This is a genomic window from Flexivirga sp. B27, assembly GCF_052905685.1.
This window is the reverse complement of sequence record NZ_JBPYUM010000003.1, coordinates 548777-566693: the sequence shown is the minus strand read 5'-3', so window position 1 is coordinate 566693 and position 17917 is coordinate 548777. Positions and strand designations below refer to the sequence as shown.

Genomic DNA, 17917 nt, shown 5'->3' with positions numbered 1-17917 from the left:
TCAGGAGGCGAGCACCTCGTCGAGCGTGGCCTCGGCCTTGTCCTCGTTGATGTGCTCGGCGAGCGCCAGCTCGGACACCAGGATCTGGCGTGCCTTGGCGAGCATGCGCTTCTCGCCGGCGGACAGGCCGCGGTCCTGGTCGCGGCGCCACAGGTCACGCACGACTTCCGACACCTTGATCACGTCACCGGACGCGAGCTTCTCCAGGTTGGCCTTGTAGCGACGGGACCAGTTGGTCGGCTCCTCGGTGTGGTCTGCACGGAGCACCTCGAACACGTGGTTGAGGCCTTCCTTGCTGACGACGTCACGCACGCCGACCAGATCGCAGTTTTCGGCCGGAACTTCAATCTTGAGGTCGCCCTGAGCAACCTTGAGAACGAGGTACTGCTTGTCCTCTCCCTTGATCTTGCGGACTTTGATCTCTTCGATGAGAGCCGCTCCGTGATGCGGGTAAACGACCGTCTCGCCGACCTTGAAAACCATGTGTTGTTTTCCCCTTTCGCGGCTCTCAGGATATCACGAGTTATGCACGTCACATAAACGTTTCCGCAGGTCAGGGGCCCTCCACAGGCCTCCGCCGGCATCTTGACAAGCCGCAGCCGGCATGCTTCGCGCGCGCGTCATCAGAACGTATGCCGCAACGACCCGCCTGCCGGGTCGGCATCGCCCGGCAGGGACCGCTAGGCTTCCGCGTGTGACGCGACGACTGCCTTTCCCCCTGCATCCGGTGTCCCGGCCCGCCCTCGGGGCAGTGGCCGCGGGCTTGGCGGCAACCACGTTGAGCGGTTGCATGTATCTCTCGCCGGCCCAGACCACCAAGAGCTACGACGCGGCCGACGGTGTCAGCGCCACGGTCGGCTCCCTGCAACTGCAGAACATTCTGATCGTCGCGAGCCAGAAGGGCGCGAAGGGCCAGATGCAAGGCGTCGCGGTCAACAACGGGCAGTCCGCGATCAAGCTGGTCGTGACCACCGGGAAGCAGAACACCACGGTGACCGTCCCGGCCGAGACCGCGATCCGGCTCGACGGCAAGCCCTCGGCCGACACCACGTCCACCGTGTCACCGGTGAGCGTGTCGTCCGTGGCCGCCCGTCCGGGCAAGTCGCAGAAGGTCACCTTCACCACCCAGAAGTCCGGCGCGACCGACGTGCAGGTCCCGGTGCTGCTCGACCAGTACCCTTACGGCTCCGCGTCCCCGGAGCACGGCACCTACACCCCGCCGCCGAACACCGAGGTCGAGGAGCCGCCGGCCTGATCCGGCGTCGCTGACCTCGACAGGCTCGGCCGGCTCAGAACCCGGCACGGCCGGCTTGAAGCCAGGCTCGGCCGGCTTGAAGCCAGGCTCGGCCGACTCAGGGCCAGACTCAAACGCGAAGAGCCCCGACAGCAGGTCTGCTGTCGGGGCTCTTGCGTGTCCTGTGCGGGTCAGGCGGTGTCGAACTTGTATCCCAGGCCGCGCACCGTCTGGATGTGCTGCGGGTTGCCGGGGTCGACCTCGATCTTCGCGCGCAACCGCTTGATGTGCACGTCCAGCGTCTTGGTGTCACCGACGTAGTCGCTGCCCCAGATGCGGTCGATCAGCTGCGACCGCGTCAGCACCCGGCCGGTGTTGCGCAGCAGCAGCTCCAGCAGCTCGAACTCCTTGAGCGGCAACGAGATCGACTCACCGCCGACCGCGACCGTATGCCGCTCGACGTCCATCCGCACCGGGCCGCCCTCGAGCGTCGCAGGCAACAGCTCGTCGGTCTCCTGGCCGCGCCGCAGCACTGCCTTGACCCGGGCGAGCAGCTCGCGCGCGGAGTAGGGCTTGGTGACGTAGTCGTCCGCGCCTAGCTCGAGGCCGACGACCTTGTCGACCTCGCTGTCCTTGGCCGTGAGCATGATGACCGGCACCGTCGACTTCTGCCGCAGCACGCGGCATACGTCGACGCCGGACATGCCCGGCAGCATCAGGTCCAGCAGCACCAGGTCCGCACCGCTGCGCTCGAACTCCAGCAGTGCGTCCGGTCCGGTCTCGGCCAGTGCGACTTCGTAACCCTCCTTTCCCAGCATGTAGGTCAGCGGGTCGGAGATGGACACTTCGTCCTCGACCACGAGGATGCGCGTCATGGGGTGACCTTCCGTGTCGTGTCAGGTATGACGGGGTGGTTGTCGGGCGGCACGGGTTGTGCCGTGGGGAGCCGGACGGTGAATGTCGAACCCTGTCCCGGCTCGGACCAGACGGTGACTTCACCGCCGTGGTTGGCGCAGACGTGCTTGACGATCGCGAGCCCGAGGCCGGTGCCTCCGGTGCGCCGCGAACGCGCAGCATCCATGCGGTAGAACCGCTCGAAGATGCGATCGACCTCGGCCGGCGGGATGCCGTCGCCCTGGTCCTTGACCACGATCGAGGTGAACGCCGGCCCCGGCTGGACCGTCACGCTGACCCGGGTGTCGCGGCTGGAATAGTTGACGGCGTTCTCCACGAGGTTGCGGATCGCCGTGGTGATCAGGTTGGCGTCGCCATACACCTCGGCCGGCACGGACGGGTCGCCGAGACCGGTGGTGATCGCGATGTGCTTGTCGTCGGCCAGCAGCTGCAGGTGCTGCACCGCCTCCTGGACACAGCTGCGCACGTCGACCAGGACGGGATCGTCCAGCGCGTCGTCGACCTGCAAGCGGGAGAGGTCGACAATCTCCTGGACGAGGCGTGCCAGTCGGGTGGTCTCCACCTGCATCCGGCCGGCGAAGCGGTGCACGGCCGCACTGTCGTCCCGTGCCTCGTCCACCGCCTCGGCCAACAGTGTCAGCCCGCTCACCGGGGTCTTCAGCTCGTGGGACACGTTCACCACGAAGTCCCGGCGGATGTCCTCGACCCGACGCGCGTGGGTGCGATCGTCGATCAGCAGCAGCACGTGCTGGGCACGCAGCCGGGCGATCCGGATCGCCAGGGTCAGCTGCGCACTGCCGAGCGGCCCGCGCGCGAGCTCGAGCTCGATCTCGCGCACCTCTCCGTCACGGCGCACCTCACGCGCGAGCTCCAGCAGGCGGGTGTGCACGAGGTTCGTGTCGCGCACCAGACCCAGGGCGCCCGCGCTGGGGCTGGAGCGCACGACCTTGTCGGAGGCGTCGACGACGATGACCACCGCGCGCAACGCGTCCAGGACGTCCACCGCAGCGGGTGCGAGCGGCGAGATCGGTTGCGGCGCAGCCGGATCAGCTGCGGACCGGCCCGGCCCGGCGGCATACCGACGGCCGCGCACGAGCCGGCCGACGGCGAAGCCGGCGATCAACGCCACCACCGCGGCAACAACTGCGACCATCACGGCGACCAATGTACGCAGTCGGGACACCGGTTCTTCACCTCAGAGCGGTCGTATGCCGCGAGTCCGCCGAGCGTTCACCTACGCGTCCCGCCGAGTTCACCGATCACTGGGAGAGTCCAGCCTGGACGGACCTGGCGGCAGGGCACGGTGCGCCCGTGCACCGTGCCCCGAAGCTGAGTCGCGATCTCTGATTCACTAGCGACGACGCACTGCGCCATACACCTACGACGCCCACCCGAGCACCACGACAAGGATCGAACTGCCAATGCGTGACGCTTTCCACGACGACCTCGACAGGGTCTCCGACGATCTGGTCGAGATGACGAGCATGGTCGGTGCCGCGATGCGGCGCGCGACCACGGCCCTGCTGGAGACGGACCTGCCGACCGCGGAGAGTGTCATCGCGGCCGACGACGACATCGACACCCTGCGCCGCGACGTCGACGACCGCGCCGTCGACCTCCTGGCGCGGCAGCAGCCGGTGGCCACCGACCTGCGGATGGTGGTGACGGCGATGCACATGGCCAGCGACATCGAGCGGATGGGCGACCTCGCCCGGCACGTCGCCAAGGCCGCCAGGCGCCGCTACCCCGACTGCGCGGTGCCCGACGAGCTGCACAACACGATCCGCGAGATGGCCGACGTCGCCGATCGCCTGGTGACCGCCACCGGCGCCGCGATCGCGAACAAGGACGTCCACGGCGCGGTCGCGATCACCCGGCTCGACGACACGATGGACGACCTGCACCGCAAGATCTTCGGCGAGCTGCTCGGCCAAAGTTGGGACCACGGCACCGAGGCGGCGGTCGACACGACCCTGATCAGCCGCTACTACGAGCGGTTCGGCGACCACGCGGTCGCCGTCGCCAACCGCATCGTCTACTTGGTCACCGGTCGCTACGGCACCGAGGACGAGGGTCTGGCGCGCTGACGGCGGAGGTCCCGGCGAACAACTCGCGACAGTAGCGAGTTGTTCGCCCGAGGGGTCAGCGTCCTTGGTTGGCCACGGCTTCGGCGGCAGCCTTGGCCGCCACGGGGTCGAGGTACTCACCGCCGGCAACCGTCGGCTTGAGGTTGTCGTCGAGCCGGTAGACCAGCGGCTGGCCGGTCGGGATGTTCAGGCCGACGATGTCTTCGTCGCTGATGTTGTCGAGGTGCTTGACGAGGGCACGCAACGAGTTGCCGTGTGCCGCGACGAGCACCGTCTTGCCGGCCTTCAGATCCGGCACGATCGCTTCGTCCCAGTAGGGCAGGAAGCGCTCGACGACGTCCTTCAGGCACTCGCTGGCCGGCATCTGGTCACCGAGGTCGGCATAACGCACATCGCCGTCCTGGCTGTAGTCGTCACCGGCGTCGATCGGCGGCGGCGGCACGTCGAAGGACCGGCGCCAGGTCATGAACTGCTCCTCGCCGAACTCCTCCAGCGTGGCCTTCTTGTCCTTGCCCTGCAGCGCGCCGTAGTGCCGCTCGTTGAGCCGCCAGTCACGCTTTACCGGGATCCAGTGCCGATCGGCGGCATCGAGCGCGAGCGCAGCCGTGGTGATCGCCCGCCGCAGCAGGGAGGTGTGCACCACGTCGGGCAGCACGCCGCCCTCGGTCAGCAGCTCACCGCCGTGCACGGCCTCCGCGCGTCCCTTGTCGCTCAACGGGACATCGACCCAGCCGGTGAAGAGATTCTTGGCGTTCCACTCGGACTCGCCATGACGAAGCAGCACAAGGGTGTAGGTCATGGCCCACAGTTTATTCGGCGGGCGGCTCGCCCTCGCCGTGGTCCAAAAGGTGGCGGAACGCCTCCAGGTTGCGTGTCGACTCGCCGCGGCTGATCCGCCAGTCCCATTCCTTCTGCATCGAGGTCCGGAAGCCGATCACCAGCAGCTCGTTGAAGACCTCGTCGGACGCCTCCAGCACGGTCCCGAGCAGGGTGTCGAGGTATGCCGCGTCCACCGCCGCGACCGGCGTGCGGCTGACCACGAAGACGTCACCGTGCTCGTCGGTCGCGTAGGCGACACCGGGCCGGCGCAGGTTGCGCCGCAGCAGAAATTGATAGAAGTCGGCGTGATTCTCGTCCGGGTGTCGTATGACGAAAGCCGTTGCCGTCATCCAGCTTTCGCCGGCCAGCACCGAGACGACCGTCTTCAGCTTGCGCTCTCCGGGCAACGTGACGACGAATTCGCCGTCCCGTGCGCCGAGCTCCCACTCGACCTCAGCGTCCCTCAGGTAGTCCTCGACGGTCTGCTGGATGTCGGTCATCTCCGGCCTCTCCTCTGCTGCAAACGGGGTCTCGATACGGCCTCGCCTAGCGGCTCGCCCTACTCGACCAACTTCTTGAAGTCACGGGATCTCGATACGGCCTCGCCTAACGGCTCGCCCTACTCGACCAGCTTTCTCGGCCTACTCGACCAGCTTTGTGGGGTCATGGGATGGGCGCGGCCGGGACGCCGACAAGGCTCGGCATCGACCGCTCCGGCAACTCCTCCACCGCGGATCGACACGCGTGGCGATAGACCTCCAGCAACCGATCGCTCGTGGCATCCCAGCCGAACCGCTGCACATGCTCGATCGCTTTGCCGGAGAGCGCTTCTCGTTGCTCCGGGTCGTCCAGGAGAGCGGCGATCGCAGTCGCCCAGTCGTCCGGATCGTGCCCGCTGACCAGCCGTCCGGCGGCACCGACGGCGTCCGGTAGGCCGCCGACGTCGGCCGCGACGACCGGTGTCCCGCACGCCTCCGCCTCCAGCGCCACGAGACCGAAGGACTCCGAATATGAAGGAACAGCAAGCAGATCGGCCGCGCGATACCACTGCGCGAGGTCCGATCTGCTGGCCGGTGGGACGAACTGCACGACGTCGGCGATGCCCAGCTCCCGGGCGAGTTGCTGCAGCCCACGCGGCTTCTCCAAGCCGGTGCCGCTCGGACCGCCGAGGACCGCGACGACCAGATCGTCGCGTCGTTCGGGGTCGCGTTCCAGCAGCTTCGCGATCGCCCGCAGCAGCACGTCGGGAGCCTTCAACGGCTGGATGCGGCCGACGAAGAGCACGACCTGCGCGTCGTCGGGCAGGCAGACCGCCGTCCGCGCGGCCGCCCGGTCCCCCGGCGTAAAGGTCTCCAGATCGACACCGGGAGAGACGATTTCGACCAGGTCGGGGCTCGCGTCATACAACTCGACGAGCTCGCGGGCCTCACGCGGCGTGTTCGCGACCAGCAGGCTCGCGACCCGCACCACCTGCTCCTCGCCGATCTCGCGCCCACTGGGCTCGGGGCGGTCGTCCTGCGCCAGCGAGGCGTTCTTGACGCGAGCCATCGTGTGCATGGTGTGCACCAGTGGCACGTCCCACCGGTCCGCGGCCAGCCACCCGACCTGACCGCTCAGCCAGTAGTGGGAGTGCACCAGGTCGTAATAGCCCTCGGGACTGTGCGCCACGTGCCGCATCACGCCTGCCGCGAAGGCGCACAGCTGGCCGGGCAGGTCGTCCTTCGCCAAGCCTTCGTACGGGCCGGCGTCGATGTGCCGCACCAGGACGTTGGGGGCGAGCTGCACCGTGTCCGCGAGCGCGGCGGAGGTGCGGCGGGTGAAAATCTCGACCTCGATCCCCTGGCGGCCGAGCCGCTTCGCGGTCTCCACGACATAGACGTTGAGCCCGCCGGCGTCGCCGGTGCCGGGCTGGTCCAGGGGTGAGGTATGCACGCTGATCATCGCGATGCGGCGCACCGGACAAGGACGCTCGGGAACTGCTGTCACCCCGCCAGTGTCGCACTCCGGCCTCCTGCCCGATCGGCGCCGGCAGGAGCACGAAATCCGTCGTCGCCGGAGCCGCATCGCCTCCTCGCCGCCCGTTACCGTGAAAAACATGCGTACGCCAGGGGAATGCGTTCGTCTGCGGGTCCTGGGGAGTGTCGAACTCGCCCGCGACACCACGCCGCTGCCGCTCAGCCAACTCGAGCGGTCATTGCTGGCCAGGGTCGCGATGTGCCCGGCCGGTGCAGCGGCACCGACCGACGTGTTGGTGCCGTGGATCTGGGGCGACGAGCCTCCTTCCTCCGCGCGCAACCGCGTGCAGGCGCTCGTCTCGGGGCTACGGCGCAAGAGCCGCGACCTGGCGTTGATAGAGACCACCAAGACCGGCTACCGCCTCGCCGACGGGATCCACTCGGACTGCGCCGAATGGCGTGCCCTGGTCGACGCGGAGGCATCGGGTGCCGAGGGCTGGAGCCGGCTCAGCACGGCGATCGAGCTCTTCGACGGACCGCCGTTGCAGAACATCCCTGCGACCGAGGACGTCCATCTGGCACAAGAGACGCTGCTCGGCGAGCGGCTCACCGTGATCGAGGAGTGCAACGAGCTCGCCCTACAACTGGGCGAATTCCGTGGTCTGACAACACGATTGACCGCCCTGGTGCAGGAGCAGCCCTTCCACGAGGCGTTTGCAGCACAACTAATGCGGGTGCTCGCCGCGACCGGGCGCCAGGAGGAGGCGCTGCGGGTCTATCGCGACATCTATCGCCGCCTCGACGACGAGCTCGGTGTCCGCCCGTCGGACGTGTTGTGCGCCGCGCACCAGGCAGTGCTCAACGGCGAGCTCAACGGCGTCAGTGCCCCGGTCGAGGCCGCTCCCCCGACTGCACCGCCACCGCGGTCCCAAGCCCTCCAGCGTTCCTCCCCCGACAACCTCGACGCCGACCCGCCGCAGACCGCACCGCCAGGTGTCGATCACCTCCCGGTGCCGCGCACCCTGCCGAGGGAGCCCGCGCACTTCGTCGGGCGCGCACCCGAATCCGCGCAGATCAGCACGGCCGCGGAGTGCGCCGCCGACGCCGCGGTTGTCGTCGGCATCACCGGGCTGACCGGTGTCGGCAAGACGGCGCTGGCCATCCGCGCCGCCCGGCAGGTGCAGGAGGACTTCCCCGACGGCACGTTGTATGCCGACCTCGGCCCCCGCGAGTCCCTCGACCCGACGCGGGTCCTCGGGTCGTTCCTGGGGATGCTGGGCGTGCGCCCTCAGGCGATCCCGGAGGACGTCGCGGCGCGCACCGGCCTCTTCCGGTCGATCCTGGAGACGCGCCGGGTGCTGATCGTGATCGACAATCTGCCGGTTGTGACGCCGGAGGTGGCCAGGGCCCTGGAGTTGGTGTTGCCGGTCTCCGCCGGCTCGCTCGCGATCGTGACCGCCCGCGGCATCGAGACCGAGGCCGGTGACTGGACGTCGATCCGACTGCGGTCATTGGAGATCGACGACGCGCTGACGCTGCTGCGCGCACTGATCGGCGGTGATCGGGTCGACGCCGACGTCGACGGAGCCGTCGAGTTGCTCAACGCCACCGGACGACTCCCGCTCGCGATCCGGCTGGTCGCGGGGCGGCTCTCGCACCGTCCCGATCGCCGCTTCGTTCCGATGGCGCAACGTCTGCTGGCCAACCCGGTGGGTGGCCGTGACGCCCTCGAAGGCCTGCGCAAGAGCGTGCAGTTGGTCTGGGAGCGCCGCTCACCGGACGAGCAGCACGCGATCGCGCTGCTCGCCCACTTGCCGCTGAGCGGCGTGAGCGGGTGGATGCCCGGCGTCCTTCTGCACGACGAGGACGCCGGCGACGACCTGATCGAGATGCTCCTCGCGACCAATCTGATCGAGCCCGTGCAGCGCGACAACGAGTGCACGATCTACCGACTGCATGACCTGGTGGCGCAGTTCGCCCGTGCGCAGCATCCGGTCAAAGCCGCCCAGATCACCGCTGCCGCAACCGATCTCGGCCGCGAGTTGCTGCGCCGGGCCTGCAGCTTCCACGACGCGTTCCACCGCCGCTTCGTCCCTGCACCGCCGCCGATGCCCGATGACGACGCCGCTCCCCTGCCGACGGTCGACGTGCGGGTCGCGACCATCTTCTTCCGCGCCGACGGTGCTGCGATGCTCTCGATCGCCGAAGCAGTGCTGGACTGCGCGCCGGAGTTGTCGTGGCGGCTGCTGCTCGCCGCCGCCAATGCCCAGCACACGTTCGCCGGGCACGGCAGCTGGCTGGATCTCGCCTCGGCGGTTCGCACCCGACTGGACTCGGCGTCGTCCGACCAGCAGTTGGGCCGCGCCCTGCTGCAACTTGCCGAGGCGTGGCACCGCCAGGACCTCCGCTCGCAGTCACGGACCGCGCTGACCACCGCAGGCGGTGCGCGCAAGGCGCTGACCCTGTTGGGGGCCAACCATGCCGCCGCGGCAGCGGACATCGTCACCGCGCAGGCGGCGTTGTCGCTCGGCCGGCGCACTCTGGTCGAGGCCGCCCTCACCCGCGCCGAACGCCTGCTGCACGACGCGAACGATCCGACATACGCCGGGTGGACGAGCACCGTGCGGGGCGTCATGCACAACGACTACGACGAACTGAGTGCGGCCGACCACGAATTGATCCGGGCCCGCGAGCTGCTGGCCGACTCCGGCGACCGCATCGCCTACGCCACGGCCACGATCGAGCTGGCTCGCGTGACCTGGCGCCAGCATCACCTCGGGTCGGTCAATGTGCTGCTCGCCGAAGCGATTTCGCTCCTGCAAGATCTCGACGAGCAGCACCTGCTGTCCTACGCACTGGATGCGCGCTCGGAGATGAGCTATCAGCTGGGCCGCGACGAGGAGGCGTTGCACGAGGCCGAGATCGTATGGCGCCGAGCCGACGACGCACACGACCCCTTCCTGGCGGCACGCGCACGTCGGACCAAAGGACGCGCTCTGGCGGCACTCGGCCGGCTCGAGGACGCCGAGGCCGAGCTGCGGGAGAGCATCGAGGAGTGCACCACGCTGGACCGTCCGCTCAGCGTCGCCGTAGCGATGCACGACCTGTCGGTGGTGCTGTCCAAACGCGGCGAGCACGCCGCCGCAGCCGAACTGCGCCGGCAGGAGCGTGCTGCCCGCGCGTCGGCCGACCTGGCGGCGCGTGAGGAGTTCACCGAGGCCTTCGGTCGCGAGCTGGACACCGAGGCTGCCGGGCCCGCATCGGGCTGAGCCACCACGACATCACGCCACCAGGGTGTGCCGGCCGCGCTGACACGCACCCGACCCACCCGGCCGATCGACAGCTCACCGGGTGAACCCGATGCAGCCGCAACGGTTCTCAGTGGTTGAACCAGGGCTGCGTCCACCCGAGGTAGGTCTCCCCGAAGCTCGACTCGATCTTGGCGATGGTCGTCTTGTTGTAGTGGCCCGCCTGCCAACGACCGTCCGTGCCCACGTCGGTCGAGGCGAACACGCCACCACCGAGGGACAGCATCACGTGACCGGCACCGGTCGAGCCGCCCTTGAAGAATGCGAGGCCGCCCACCGGCACGCTGCGGTTGCCCGCGTGCTTCTGCGCCGACGGCACCTGAGTCCAGTGAACGTAGGCGGTCCGCGAGCCGCTGTTGGACCAGCCGTAGGCCAGGCCCACGACGTGGTCGCACCATCCGGTGCCGAACGCGGTGCTGCCGAGGTGGTTCTTCGCCCAGGTCACGGCCTGCCCGCAGGTGCGCGGGTTACCGAAGGTGTTCTTGCACGTGCCGGTGCTGATCTTGCCGATGTGGTGGGAGGCGTTGTTGTTCTTCAGCGCCGCGATCAGATTGGTCTTCTGACCGGACTTGACCGCCTGCTTCTTACCGCCGTAATTGCTGTTGTAGTAGACGTAGACCGTCTTGCCGGTGCGGTTCCAGACCGAGGCCGTGTGGTTCTTCACGCACATGCCCTTGCCGTTGCCGGCACCCTTGAATTCGTAGCAACTCGGTTGTGTCGCACCGTAATTGGCGATCGACTTCTTGAAGTCCGACACCGACCCTTTCTGACCGGAGTTGTAGTAGAGGCAGAACTCCCCGGACTCGCAGTGCCCGTTGCGGGCCGTCGCTGCATGGGCCGGGGCCGATGCCATGCTCAGCGATGCGCCGGCGAGCAGCGCCGATGCACCGACGACAGCTGCCGCACGGCCGAAACCTGAACGCTTGGTGACCATTTCCTTCGCTCCCTCTGACGTGGTCGACTCCTTGGTGGAACGCGTCCCACTGTGCTCAGCGGCGCTGCGAATCCGCTGCGTTCTCTTCGCAGCGCCGCTCGAATCCATCGAAGCGCAACGCCCAAGGACGCAGCAGGACTTCGCACAATGGGATGGATGAAGACTCTGCAGAAGGTCCTCGTCACTGTCGCGAGCGCAGCACTGACTGCGGGAGCCGCCCTCGGCGCGCACACCGCACCGGCATACGCCGCGAGCTCACCGACGCCCATCGACACCGACAACTTCTGGTTGACCGCCGACTACGGCTCGACCTACAGCGAGCCGGTCGCGGGACTGGTCGCACAAGCCGGCCGCGCGTCCGTCGGCACCGTGATGGATCACGCGAACCACAGTCGGACGCCGTCGACGGCGATCTCGACACAGGTGCACGGCTTCATCTGGGACTCCGGCGACAACAACGACAGCGACGTCGCGCCGCAAGGCATCACCACGACCCGGGACGCCGTGGGCACCGCGAACAACGGTCGGTATGACGGCCGGCAACTCATCGCAGCCAGCTTCTACAACAACGACCCGAAGGGCAGCCGGATCAACCTGACCGACTGGGACAGCAACTACCCCAACAAATACCGCTACATCCTGCTGGTCGAGCCGACCGGCACCAAGGCGGCACCGAGCTTCAAGGACGTGCAGATCCACGTCGGCGGCATCGCGTGGTACGGCAACTATCTGTATGTCGCCGACACCGGTTCCGGCATGCGGGTCTTCGACATGAGCAAGATCATCAAGACCGAGACCGGCGGCGACAAGTCGCTGATCGGCAAGCACGGCGACAAGTTCTACGCACACAACTACGCCTACGCGCTGCCGCAGGTCGGCAAGATCACCTCACACGTCGCGACCGGCACGACGAAACTGACCTGGTCGACGATCTCGCTGGACCGGCCGAAGAAGTCGATCGTGATGACCGAATACAAGTGCCCGACGAACGTCACGTGCAAGTACCCGAAGGGCACGACGCGCGCCATACGCTTCCCCTTCGCTTCCGGGTCAACGAAATTCGCCGCCACGACCAAGGCCAGCCAGGCGCTGAACACGCCCTTCCACTACCTCAACGGTGTCGCGTCGCACAACGGCCGGTGGTGGTTCAACGACTCGCACGACCAGAAGCTCTTCTACTGGGGCGGGTCCGGGTCGGTCAGCAGCTACAAATGGGTCAAGTGGGGAGAGAGCCTCAGCTACTGGGAGGACGCCACCGGACCCGACGAGCTCTGGTCCCTGCAGGAGGGCAAGGGCAACCGCAACGTCTTCGCGGTGAAGCAGGCGTCCTACGACGGCTGACCCCGCCCCAGCTGGTTGAGAACGCCGAGGAACGCCCCGCCCAAGCTGGTTGAGTAAGGGCGAGGAACGCCCGCCCAAGGTGGTTGAGTAAGGGCGAGGAACGAGCCCGCATCGAAACCCCGCACCGAACCCGCGCCGCTCAGCTGTTCGGCATCCCCGAGGTCGCCAGATAGAGCGTGCCGCGCCCGGTCACCGTCGCAGCACCCTCACCCGCACCGAGGAAGCACGACTCCCCGGGCGCCAGCCGCAGGTCGGTGTCGCCACAACGGATCGTCACCGACTCGTGCAGCACCAGTGCGATCCGCGGCCGGTCGGCGCCCGGCAGGTGTATGGCGTCATCGCCCGGCTCGACGACGTGCAGCTGGAAATGCGGGACGTCGGCCGGGAAGGAATGCACCCGCCCGGGCGTGGGGTGCTCGGGTCGCATCTCGCGGTCGGTGTCGACGATGCGCAGCAACTCGTCGATGTTGAGCGGCTTCGGGGTGAGGCCGGCACGCACGATGTTGTCGGAGTTGGCCAGCAACTCCACACAGGTGCCGCGTACGTAGGCGTGCAGCACTCCCGCGGGCACAAAGATGTAGTCGCCCGGCTCGAGGACCCGGTGGACCATCGTCAGCAACACCACTGCACCGATGTCACCAGGGAACTGCTCGGCCGCCCGCAGCACGGCCTCGAACGCCACGGCGTCTGGGCCGCTGAGCCCCCGGCCGCAAGCCGCGACGACGGCCGCGACCAGCTCCTCCCGCTCCGCGCGGCCGCACCGCAGCAGGCTGACCAGCAGGTTACTCACCGGCTGGTCCGATCCGGCAACCTTCGCCAGCTTCGCCGACAGCTCCGGCACCGCGAGTGACTCCACGACACGCTGTATGTCGGCATACGGGCGCAGCCCCGCGAAGATCTCGAACTCGGTGACGGCCACGAGCGACTCCGGCTTGGGCCACTGGTCGACATACGTCCCGGGAGCGGCAGCGAGTGCCTGCTCGGCATCGGGGTGCACCTGGATCGACAGCAGGCTCTGCGGGGCGAGGATCTTCAACAGGAAGGGGAACCGACCGCCGAAGTGCTCGGCAACCCGCGGTCCGAGCGCGCCCACCGGGTCGCGCGCGACCAGCTCGTCCAGGGTCGTCCCGCAGATGCCGGACGGCGCGGCTTCGTGCGCGCCCATCCACAGCTCGGCCTCGGGACGGTCGGCCGGCGACGGCCGACCGGTCAGCTCCGCAATCACGGTCCTGGAACCCCAGGCGGACGACTTGATCTGCGGGCGTAGCTTCCCGATCGCCTGCACCGGCGCGGTCACCGCCGACTCCTCGAGCACGATCGGAATCTCGCTGTCACCAACGGCCGTAGGGGCCGTTGTTGTTGTCCCGGGCTCGCCCGGTGACCTGCTGCAGCGCCGGTCGCACGTCGGCCAGGTAGACACCGGCACCGACGACCGCAGCGATCTCGAAGATATTGAGCGGGGACAGCAGGCTCAGGAAACCGATGATGCACGCGACTGCGGTGATGGCCAGCCAGGCGGGCTTGCTCAGCTTGCCCGCAGCGGTGAACGCGTCGGAGCGGTGCCGCACGCAGTCGACGAGTGCGAACAACTGCATCGCGAAGAGCGCCACGCCGAGCACGATCGCGACGGATTGCTGCAGGTGAACCAGGCTTCCCATGCACTCAGCCTAACCCGGCGAATCTGTGCTGCTCGTGTGCTTCCGGCTGCTGTGCAACTGCTCAAAAACCCACAGCGGTAATCGCGCCGACCGGCTGACCGTGCCCGAGGACGTCAGCCTTGCCCAGCTCATCGACGGCGGCGCCGGTGACGCCGGCCTGCCGCAGCAGCGCGGCCATCACGACCGGGCGGGCACGCTGGCCGCCGTCGGAGATCTTCACGACCAGGCCGCGGCCGTCGGACAGGCCCACGGCATACACCGCCTCGGCGCCGTCCTTGGCGATCAACCCGTCGACGCCGCGGATCAGCGCGGTCACGTCACGCCGGGTGCCGCCGAGGTATTCGGGGTGTGCGCGGATGGCGTCCCGCACCGTCGCCTCGGGCGTCCCGGGGGCAGCAGCCGCGATCGCGCCGAATGCGCGCGCCAGCCCGACAGGCGAGATCGCCATCACCGGTGCGCCACAGCCGTCGATCGCGATCGACGCGATCTGCTCGTGCGCCAACTCGCTGATGGTGTCGGCCATCGCTTGCTGCAGCGGATGTGCGGGGTCGCGGTAGGTGGTGGTGTCCCAGCCGTTCGCGGCGCAGGTCGCCAGCATGCCGGCGTGCTTGCCGGAGCAGTTCTGGGTGATGGACTCCGGGCCGTTACCGGCGCGCACCCATTCGTTGCGGGCCTGCTCGTCGGACGGCAGGTCAGGGGTGTTCTGCAGGTCGGCCACGGTCAGCCCCGCCTCGGCCAGGATCGCGCGCACCCCCTCCCGGTGGAAGTCCTCGCCGGAGTGGCTGGCGCTGGTCAGTGCGACGAGCTTCGGCTCGCTCAGTCGCAGTCCGCTGCGCACCATCGCCAGCGTCTGCATCGGCTTGTTGGACGACCTCGGGAAGCACGGGGCGGTGGGATCACCGCGCGCGAAGTCGACGGTGCCGTCCGGCGCGGTGATCACCGCGGTGCCGCGGTGCACCGACTCGATGAAGCCACCCCGCTCGACGTGAGCAAGGACCGGAGCATCGGACAAGGCGCGGAGCGAGGAAGTCACACGCCGACGATAGAGCCGTATGGCGCGGTCCTCCGGACCGGGGCCTGGCCGCTCGGGATCGGACACGTACGACGAGGTAGCGACGAGCAACAGGGACGGACCGCCGGTCGGGCAACAGGAAGACCCCCGCACACCGGGGTGCGCGGGGGTCTTCGGATCTGCTCAATGCCAGATCAGTGGCAGTTGGTCAGTTCAGGCCTTGTCGGCCGACTCGACCGTCGCCTCGACCTTGGCCTCGACCGGCAGGGTCGGGGTCGCAGCCTTGACCGTGGTGGTCTTCTTGGCGGCCGACTTCTTGGCCGGAGCCTTCTTCGCGGTCGCCTTCTTGGCGGTGGTCTTCTTGGCCGGAGCCTTCTTGGCGGCGGTCTTGCGGCTGCCGGCCGTCTTGGCGACCGAGCTGCGGCTCGGGCGCTTGGCAGCACCCTGCTTGGCGGCGGTGCTGCGCACGACGGTCTCGGCCTCGGCCTCGACGACCTCGGCGTTGCGGCCGACCAGGCCGGCCAGACGCTCGACGCCCTTGGCGGCTTCCTTACGGACACCCAGGACGCGGGCGAACGCGCTGTCACCGGTCTCGGAGACGGCTCCGCGGGCGGTGGACACGGCGGCCAGGCCCTGCTCGGTGGCCTCGCGGGTCACCTCGGCGCCGCGCTCGGCGAACTCGAGGTAGTTCTGCGCGAACTCCTCGTAGGCCCGCTCGACGTTGCCGGCAACGGCCTCGTAACGCTCGGTCGCAAGCGACGGCAGCGAGAAGATCTGGTCGCGAACGTCGTTGACGGTGTTGACGATCCGCTCCTGGACACCGTCCACGGTCAGCTCGTCACGGAAGGACTGCGCGGTCTCGGTCGCGTTGTCGAAGGAGGTGCGGACGCTCTCGACTGCGGCGTCGGCGGCGCCGATGACGGCGTAGAACGGGGACTCGAAGGTGCTCTTGCTGGGCATCTTTGGTGCCTTTCTCTCGGGGTTGTCAGTTCGTTACTGCGATGACGCCGGGGCGCCACGCTGGCTTTTCGGGGACCGGCTCAGTCGCCGACATACGAGTCGTAGACGTCGATCAACGCCTTGCGCTGCTTGTCGGTGAGTCGAGGGTCCTTCTTGATCACCTGTCGCGTGTCGATCACGACCTCGCCGTCGGGCAGCGCGTCGAGGATGCCGGCGTGCACGTAGAGCTGCTCGGCCGAGATGGCCAGGCCCTTCGCGATCGCCTGCAGAATCTCGGCGCTCGGCCGCTTGAGGCCGCGCTCGATCTGCGACAGGTAGGGGTTGGAGATCCCGGCGCGTTCGGCAACCTGCCGCAAGGACAGCTGCGCCTGCTGGCGCTGGTCCTTGAGGTAAGTGCCGAGGTCGGTCACCGGGTTCGGGCTCATGTCCAACAGTATGCTAACTACAGTTAGCAAAATGCAAGCCAGAGCAAGCGTGAAGTGGCTCACATGCTTTTGCGGGGCTCTCGAAACGCTGTCAGACCGCCCGGTCCTACACACCGACCGTCGGCACATCGGGACGCCATACCGGCCTCAACCCGTCCCCACATACCGACCGTCGGCACATCGGGACAGTCAGGACAGTCGGCCCGCTGGGCCGGCCCTGGCTACGGGTTGACGATCACCGTCTGCGCCGCGCTCACATCTCCGGCGAGCAGTTGTATGTCGACAGGGGTGTTGCGCTTGACCACGGCCAGCGCGATCGGGCCGTCGTCGACGTGCCGGGCGACCGTGGTGAGCCGGCCCACCGGCCGCTCCCCCGGTGCCTTGACCAACTCGGCGCCCTCCTCGGGCAGCACGTGACCAGAGCCGTCCAGGTGCAGGAACACCAGCCGCCGCGGCGGGCGACCCAGGTTGTGCACGCGGGCGATCGTCTCCTGCCCGCGGTAGCACCCCTTGTGCAGGTGCACAGCGGTCCGCAGCAGATCGAGCTCGTGCGCAATGGTGCGGTGATCGGTCTCCTTGCGTGCGCGCGGCCGCCAGGCGTTCACCCGCTCGGCCTCGGCCGCCCAGATGCCGGCAAGGTGTCGGTCGCCGACCTCCTCGACAAGTTGCTCGCGCGGCACGATGAGCTCCCGCCACACGCGCCCGGCGGCCGGGTGCGGGTCGACGTCGCTGTATGCCGCGGTATCAGAGCCCATCGCCGGCCACGGGTCGCGCCAGGCGATCACGCCGCGGGCCTCCCGCTCGGCGGGCAGGGACTCGTTGCCGATGGGTTCGCCGAGCACGGCATACGACTCGGTGACGTCGGTGACCTCGACGCGGAGCATGAAGCGCATGGAGTTGAGCCACTCGACCAGCGCGGGTGCAGTGCCGGGTTCGACTGTGATCCAAGCGGTTTCGCCGTCATCGACAAGGTGCAGGTCGTGCTCGATGTGGCCGTGCGGGCTGAGCACCAGCGACTCCGTCGAGGTGTATGGCGCCAGGCCCGTCAGCTGCTGGGTGGTCATCGAGTGCAACCAGCTGAGCCGGTCCGGGCCGGTGACCGTGACCACGCCTCGGTGAGACAGGTCCACCACGGCCAAACCCTGCTCGAGCATGCGTTGCTCGCGCATCGGATCTCCGTAGTGTGCGGCCACGCCGGCGTCGAGACCGACGGCTTGGACCGCACCGGGGCGTTCGAGCAGTGGGCTCTGCGCAGGTGCCGTAGTCACC

17 protein-coding genes are annotated in these 17917 nt (G+C 68.3%); 4 read left to right on the top strand and 13 right to left on the bottom strand.

Annotation, left to right across the window (positions count from 1 at the left end; genetic code table 11):
* Complete coding sequence (locus ACSZL9_RS15045) at positions 1–483, bottom strand: CarD family transcriptional regulator (protein WP_446666317.1); 483 nt, start codon at positions 481–483, stop codon at positions 1–3.
* A gap of 211 nt (positions 484–694) precedes the next feature.
* Here ACSZL9_RS15045 and ACSZL9_RS15040 point away from each other — a divergent pair, with 211 nt between their 5' ends.
* Complete coding sequence (locus ACSZL9_RS15040; protein WP_446666316.1) at positions 695–1255, top strand: hypothetical protein; 561 nt, start codon at positions 695–697, stop codon at positions 1253–1255.
* 170 nt (positions 1256–1425) lie between these two features.
* Here the strand turns inward: ACSZL9_RS15040 and ACSZL9_RS15035 are convergent, their stop codons facing one another.
* Positions 1426–2109, bottom strand: coding sequence for a winged helix-turn-helix domain-containing protein (locus ACSZL9_RS15035; protein WP_446666315.1), 684 nt, complete (start codon positions 2107–2109; stop codon positions 1426–1428).
* Positions 2106–3332, bottom strand: a complete 1227-nt coding sequence (locus tag ACSZL9_RS15030) for a sensor histidine kinase (protein WP_446666314.1) — start codon at positions 3330–3332, stop codon at positions 2106–2108. Before ACSZL9_RS15030 ends, ACSZL9_RS15035 begins: the two co-directional genes overlap by 4 nt.
* Positions 3333–3570: 238 nt before the next feature.
* On the opposite strand from ACSZL9_RS15030, the gene phoU reads away from it, so the two are divergent.
* Positions 3571–4236 (top strand): phosphate signaling complex protein PhoU, encoded by a 666-nt coding sequence (gene phoU / locus ACSZL9_RS15025; RefSeq protein WP_446666313.1) that lies wholly within the window; start codon positions 3571–3573, stop codon positions 4234–4236.
* 55 nt (positions 4237–4291) lie between these two features.
* Here the strand turns inward: phoU and ACSZL9_RS15020 are convergent, their stop codons facing one another.
* From ACSZL9_RS15020 to mshA, 3 genes are all read right to left on the bottom strand, one after another.
* Entirely contained in the window at positions 4292–5035 is a 744-nt protein-coding gene (locus tag ACSZL9_RS15020; RefSeq protein ID WP_446666312.1) for a phosphoglyceromutase, read from the bottom strand.
* Between the two features lie 10 nt (positions 5036–5045).
* Entirely contained in the window at positions 5046–5555 is a 510-nt protein-coding gene (locus ACSZL9_RS15015) for a YbjN domain-containing protein (RefSeq protein WP_446666311.1), read from the bottom strand.
* Positions 5556–5718: 163 nt separating this feature from the next.
* A complete protein-coding gene (gene mshA, locus ACSZL9_RS15010; RefSeq protein ID WP_446666375.1) occupies positions 5719–6996 on the bottom strand; it encodes a D-inositol-3-phosphate glycosyltransferase in 1278 nt (425 codons plus the stop codon).
* Positions 6997–7150: 154 nt separating this feature from the next.
* Between mshA and ACSZL9_RS15005 the strand changes: the two genes are divergently transcribed.
* On the top strand, positions 7151–10279 hold the full coding sequence (locus ACSZL9_RS15005) for a BTAD domain-containing putative transcriptional regulator (protein WP_446666310.1): 3129 nt from the start codon (positions 7151–7153) through the stop codon (positions 10277–10279).
* Positions 10280–10388: 109 nt separating this feature from the next.
* Here the strand turns inward: ACSZL9_RS15005 and ACSZL9_RS15000 are convergent, their stop codons facing one another.
* Positions 10389–11252, bottom strand: a complete 864-nt coding sequence (locus ACSZL9_RS15000; RefSeq protein ID WP_446666309.1) for a peptidase inhibitor family I36 protein — start codon at positions 11250–11252, stop codon at positions 10389–10391.
* A gap of 156 nt (positions 11253–11408) precedes the next feature.
* Here ACSZL9_RS15000 and ACSZL9_RS14995 point away from each other — a divergent pair, with 156 nt between their 5' ends.
* Positions 11409–12593 carry a hypothetical protein gene (locus tag ACSZL9_RS14995; RefSeq protein ID WP_446666308.1) on the top strand — a complete coding sequence of 395 codons (1185 nt, stop codon included), beginning with the start codon at positions 11409–11411 and terminating at the stop codon, positions 12591–12593.
* A 139-nt stretch (positions 12594–12732) separates the two neighbouring features.
* On the opposite strand, the gene manA is transcribed toward ACSZL9_RS14995, so the two are convergent.
* From manA to ygfZ, 6 genes are all read right to left on the bottom strand, one after another.
* Positions 12733–13908 carry a mannose-6-phosphate isomerase, class I gene (gene manA, locus ACSZL9_RS14990; RefSeq protein ID WP_446666307.1) on the bottom strand — a complete coding sequence of 392 codons (1176 nt, stop codon included), beginning with the start codon at positions 13906–13908 and terminating at the stop codon, positions 12733–12735.
* Positions 13909–13924: 16 nt separating this feature from the next.
* Complete coding sequence (locus ACSZL9_RS14985) at positions 13925–14251, bottom strand: DUF2516 family protein (RefSeq protein WP_446666306.1); 327 nt, start codon at positions 14249–14251, stop codon at positions 13925–13927.
* A gap of 61 nt (positions 14252–14312) precedes the next feature.
* The gene (locus tag ACSZL9_RS14980) at positions 14313–15284 is read right to left on the bottom strand and encodes an asparaginase (protein ID WP_446666305.1); all 972 of its coding nucleotides are present in this window, start codon (positions 15282–15284) and stop codon (positions 14313–14315) included.
* Between the two features lie 192 nt (positions 15285–15476).
* Complete coding sequence (locus tag ACSZL9_RS14975) at positions 15477–16223, bottom strand: hypothetical protein (protein WP_446666304.1); 747 nt, start codon at positions 16221–16223, stop codon at positions 15477–15479.
* An 80-nt stretch (positions 16224–16303) separates the two neighbouring features.
* A complete protein-coding gene (locus ACSZL9_RS14970) occupies positions 16304–16648 on the bottom strand; it encodes a helix-turn-helix domain-containing protein (RefSeq protein WP_446666303.1) in 345 nt (114 codons plus the stop codon).
* Between the two features lie 221 nt (positions 16649–16869).
* A complete protein-coding gene (ygfZ, locus tag ACSZL9_RS14965) occupies positions 16870–17916 on the bottom strand; it encodes a CAF17-like 4Fe-4S cluster assembly/insertion protein YgfZ (protein ID WP_446666302.1) in 1047 nt (348 codons plus the stop codon).
* Position 17917 lies beyond the last annotated feature (1 nt).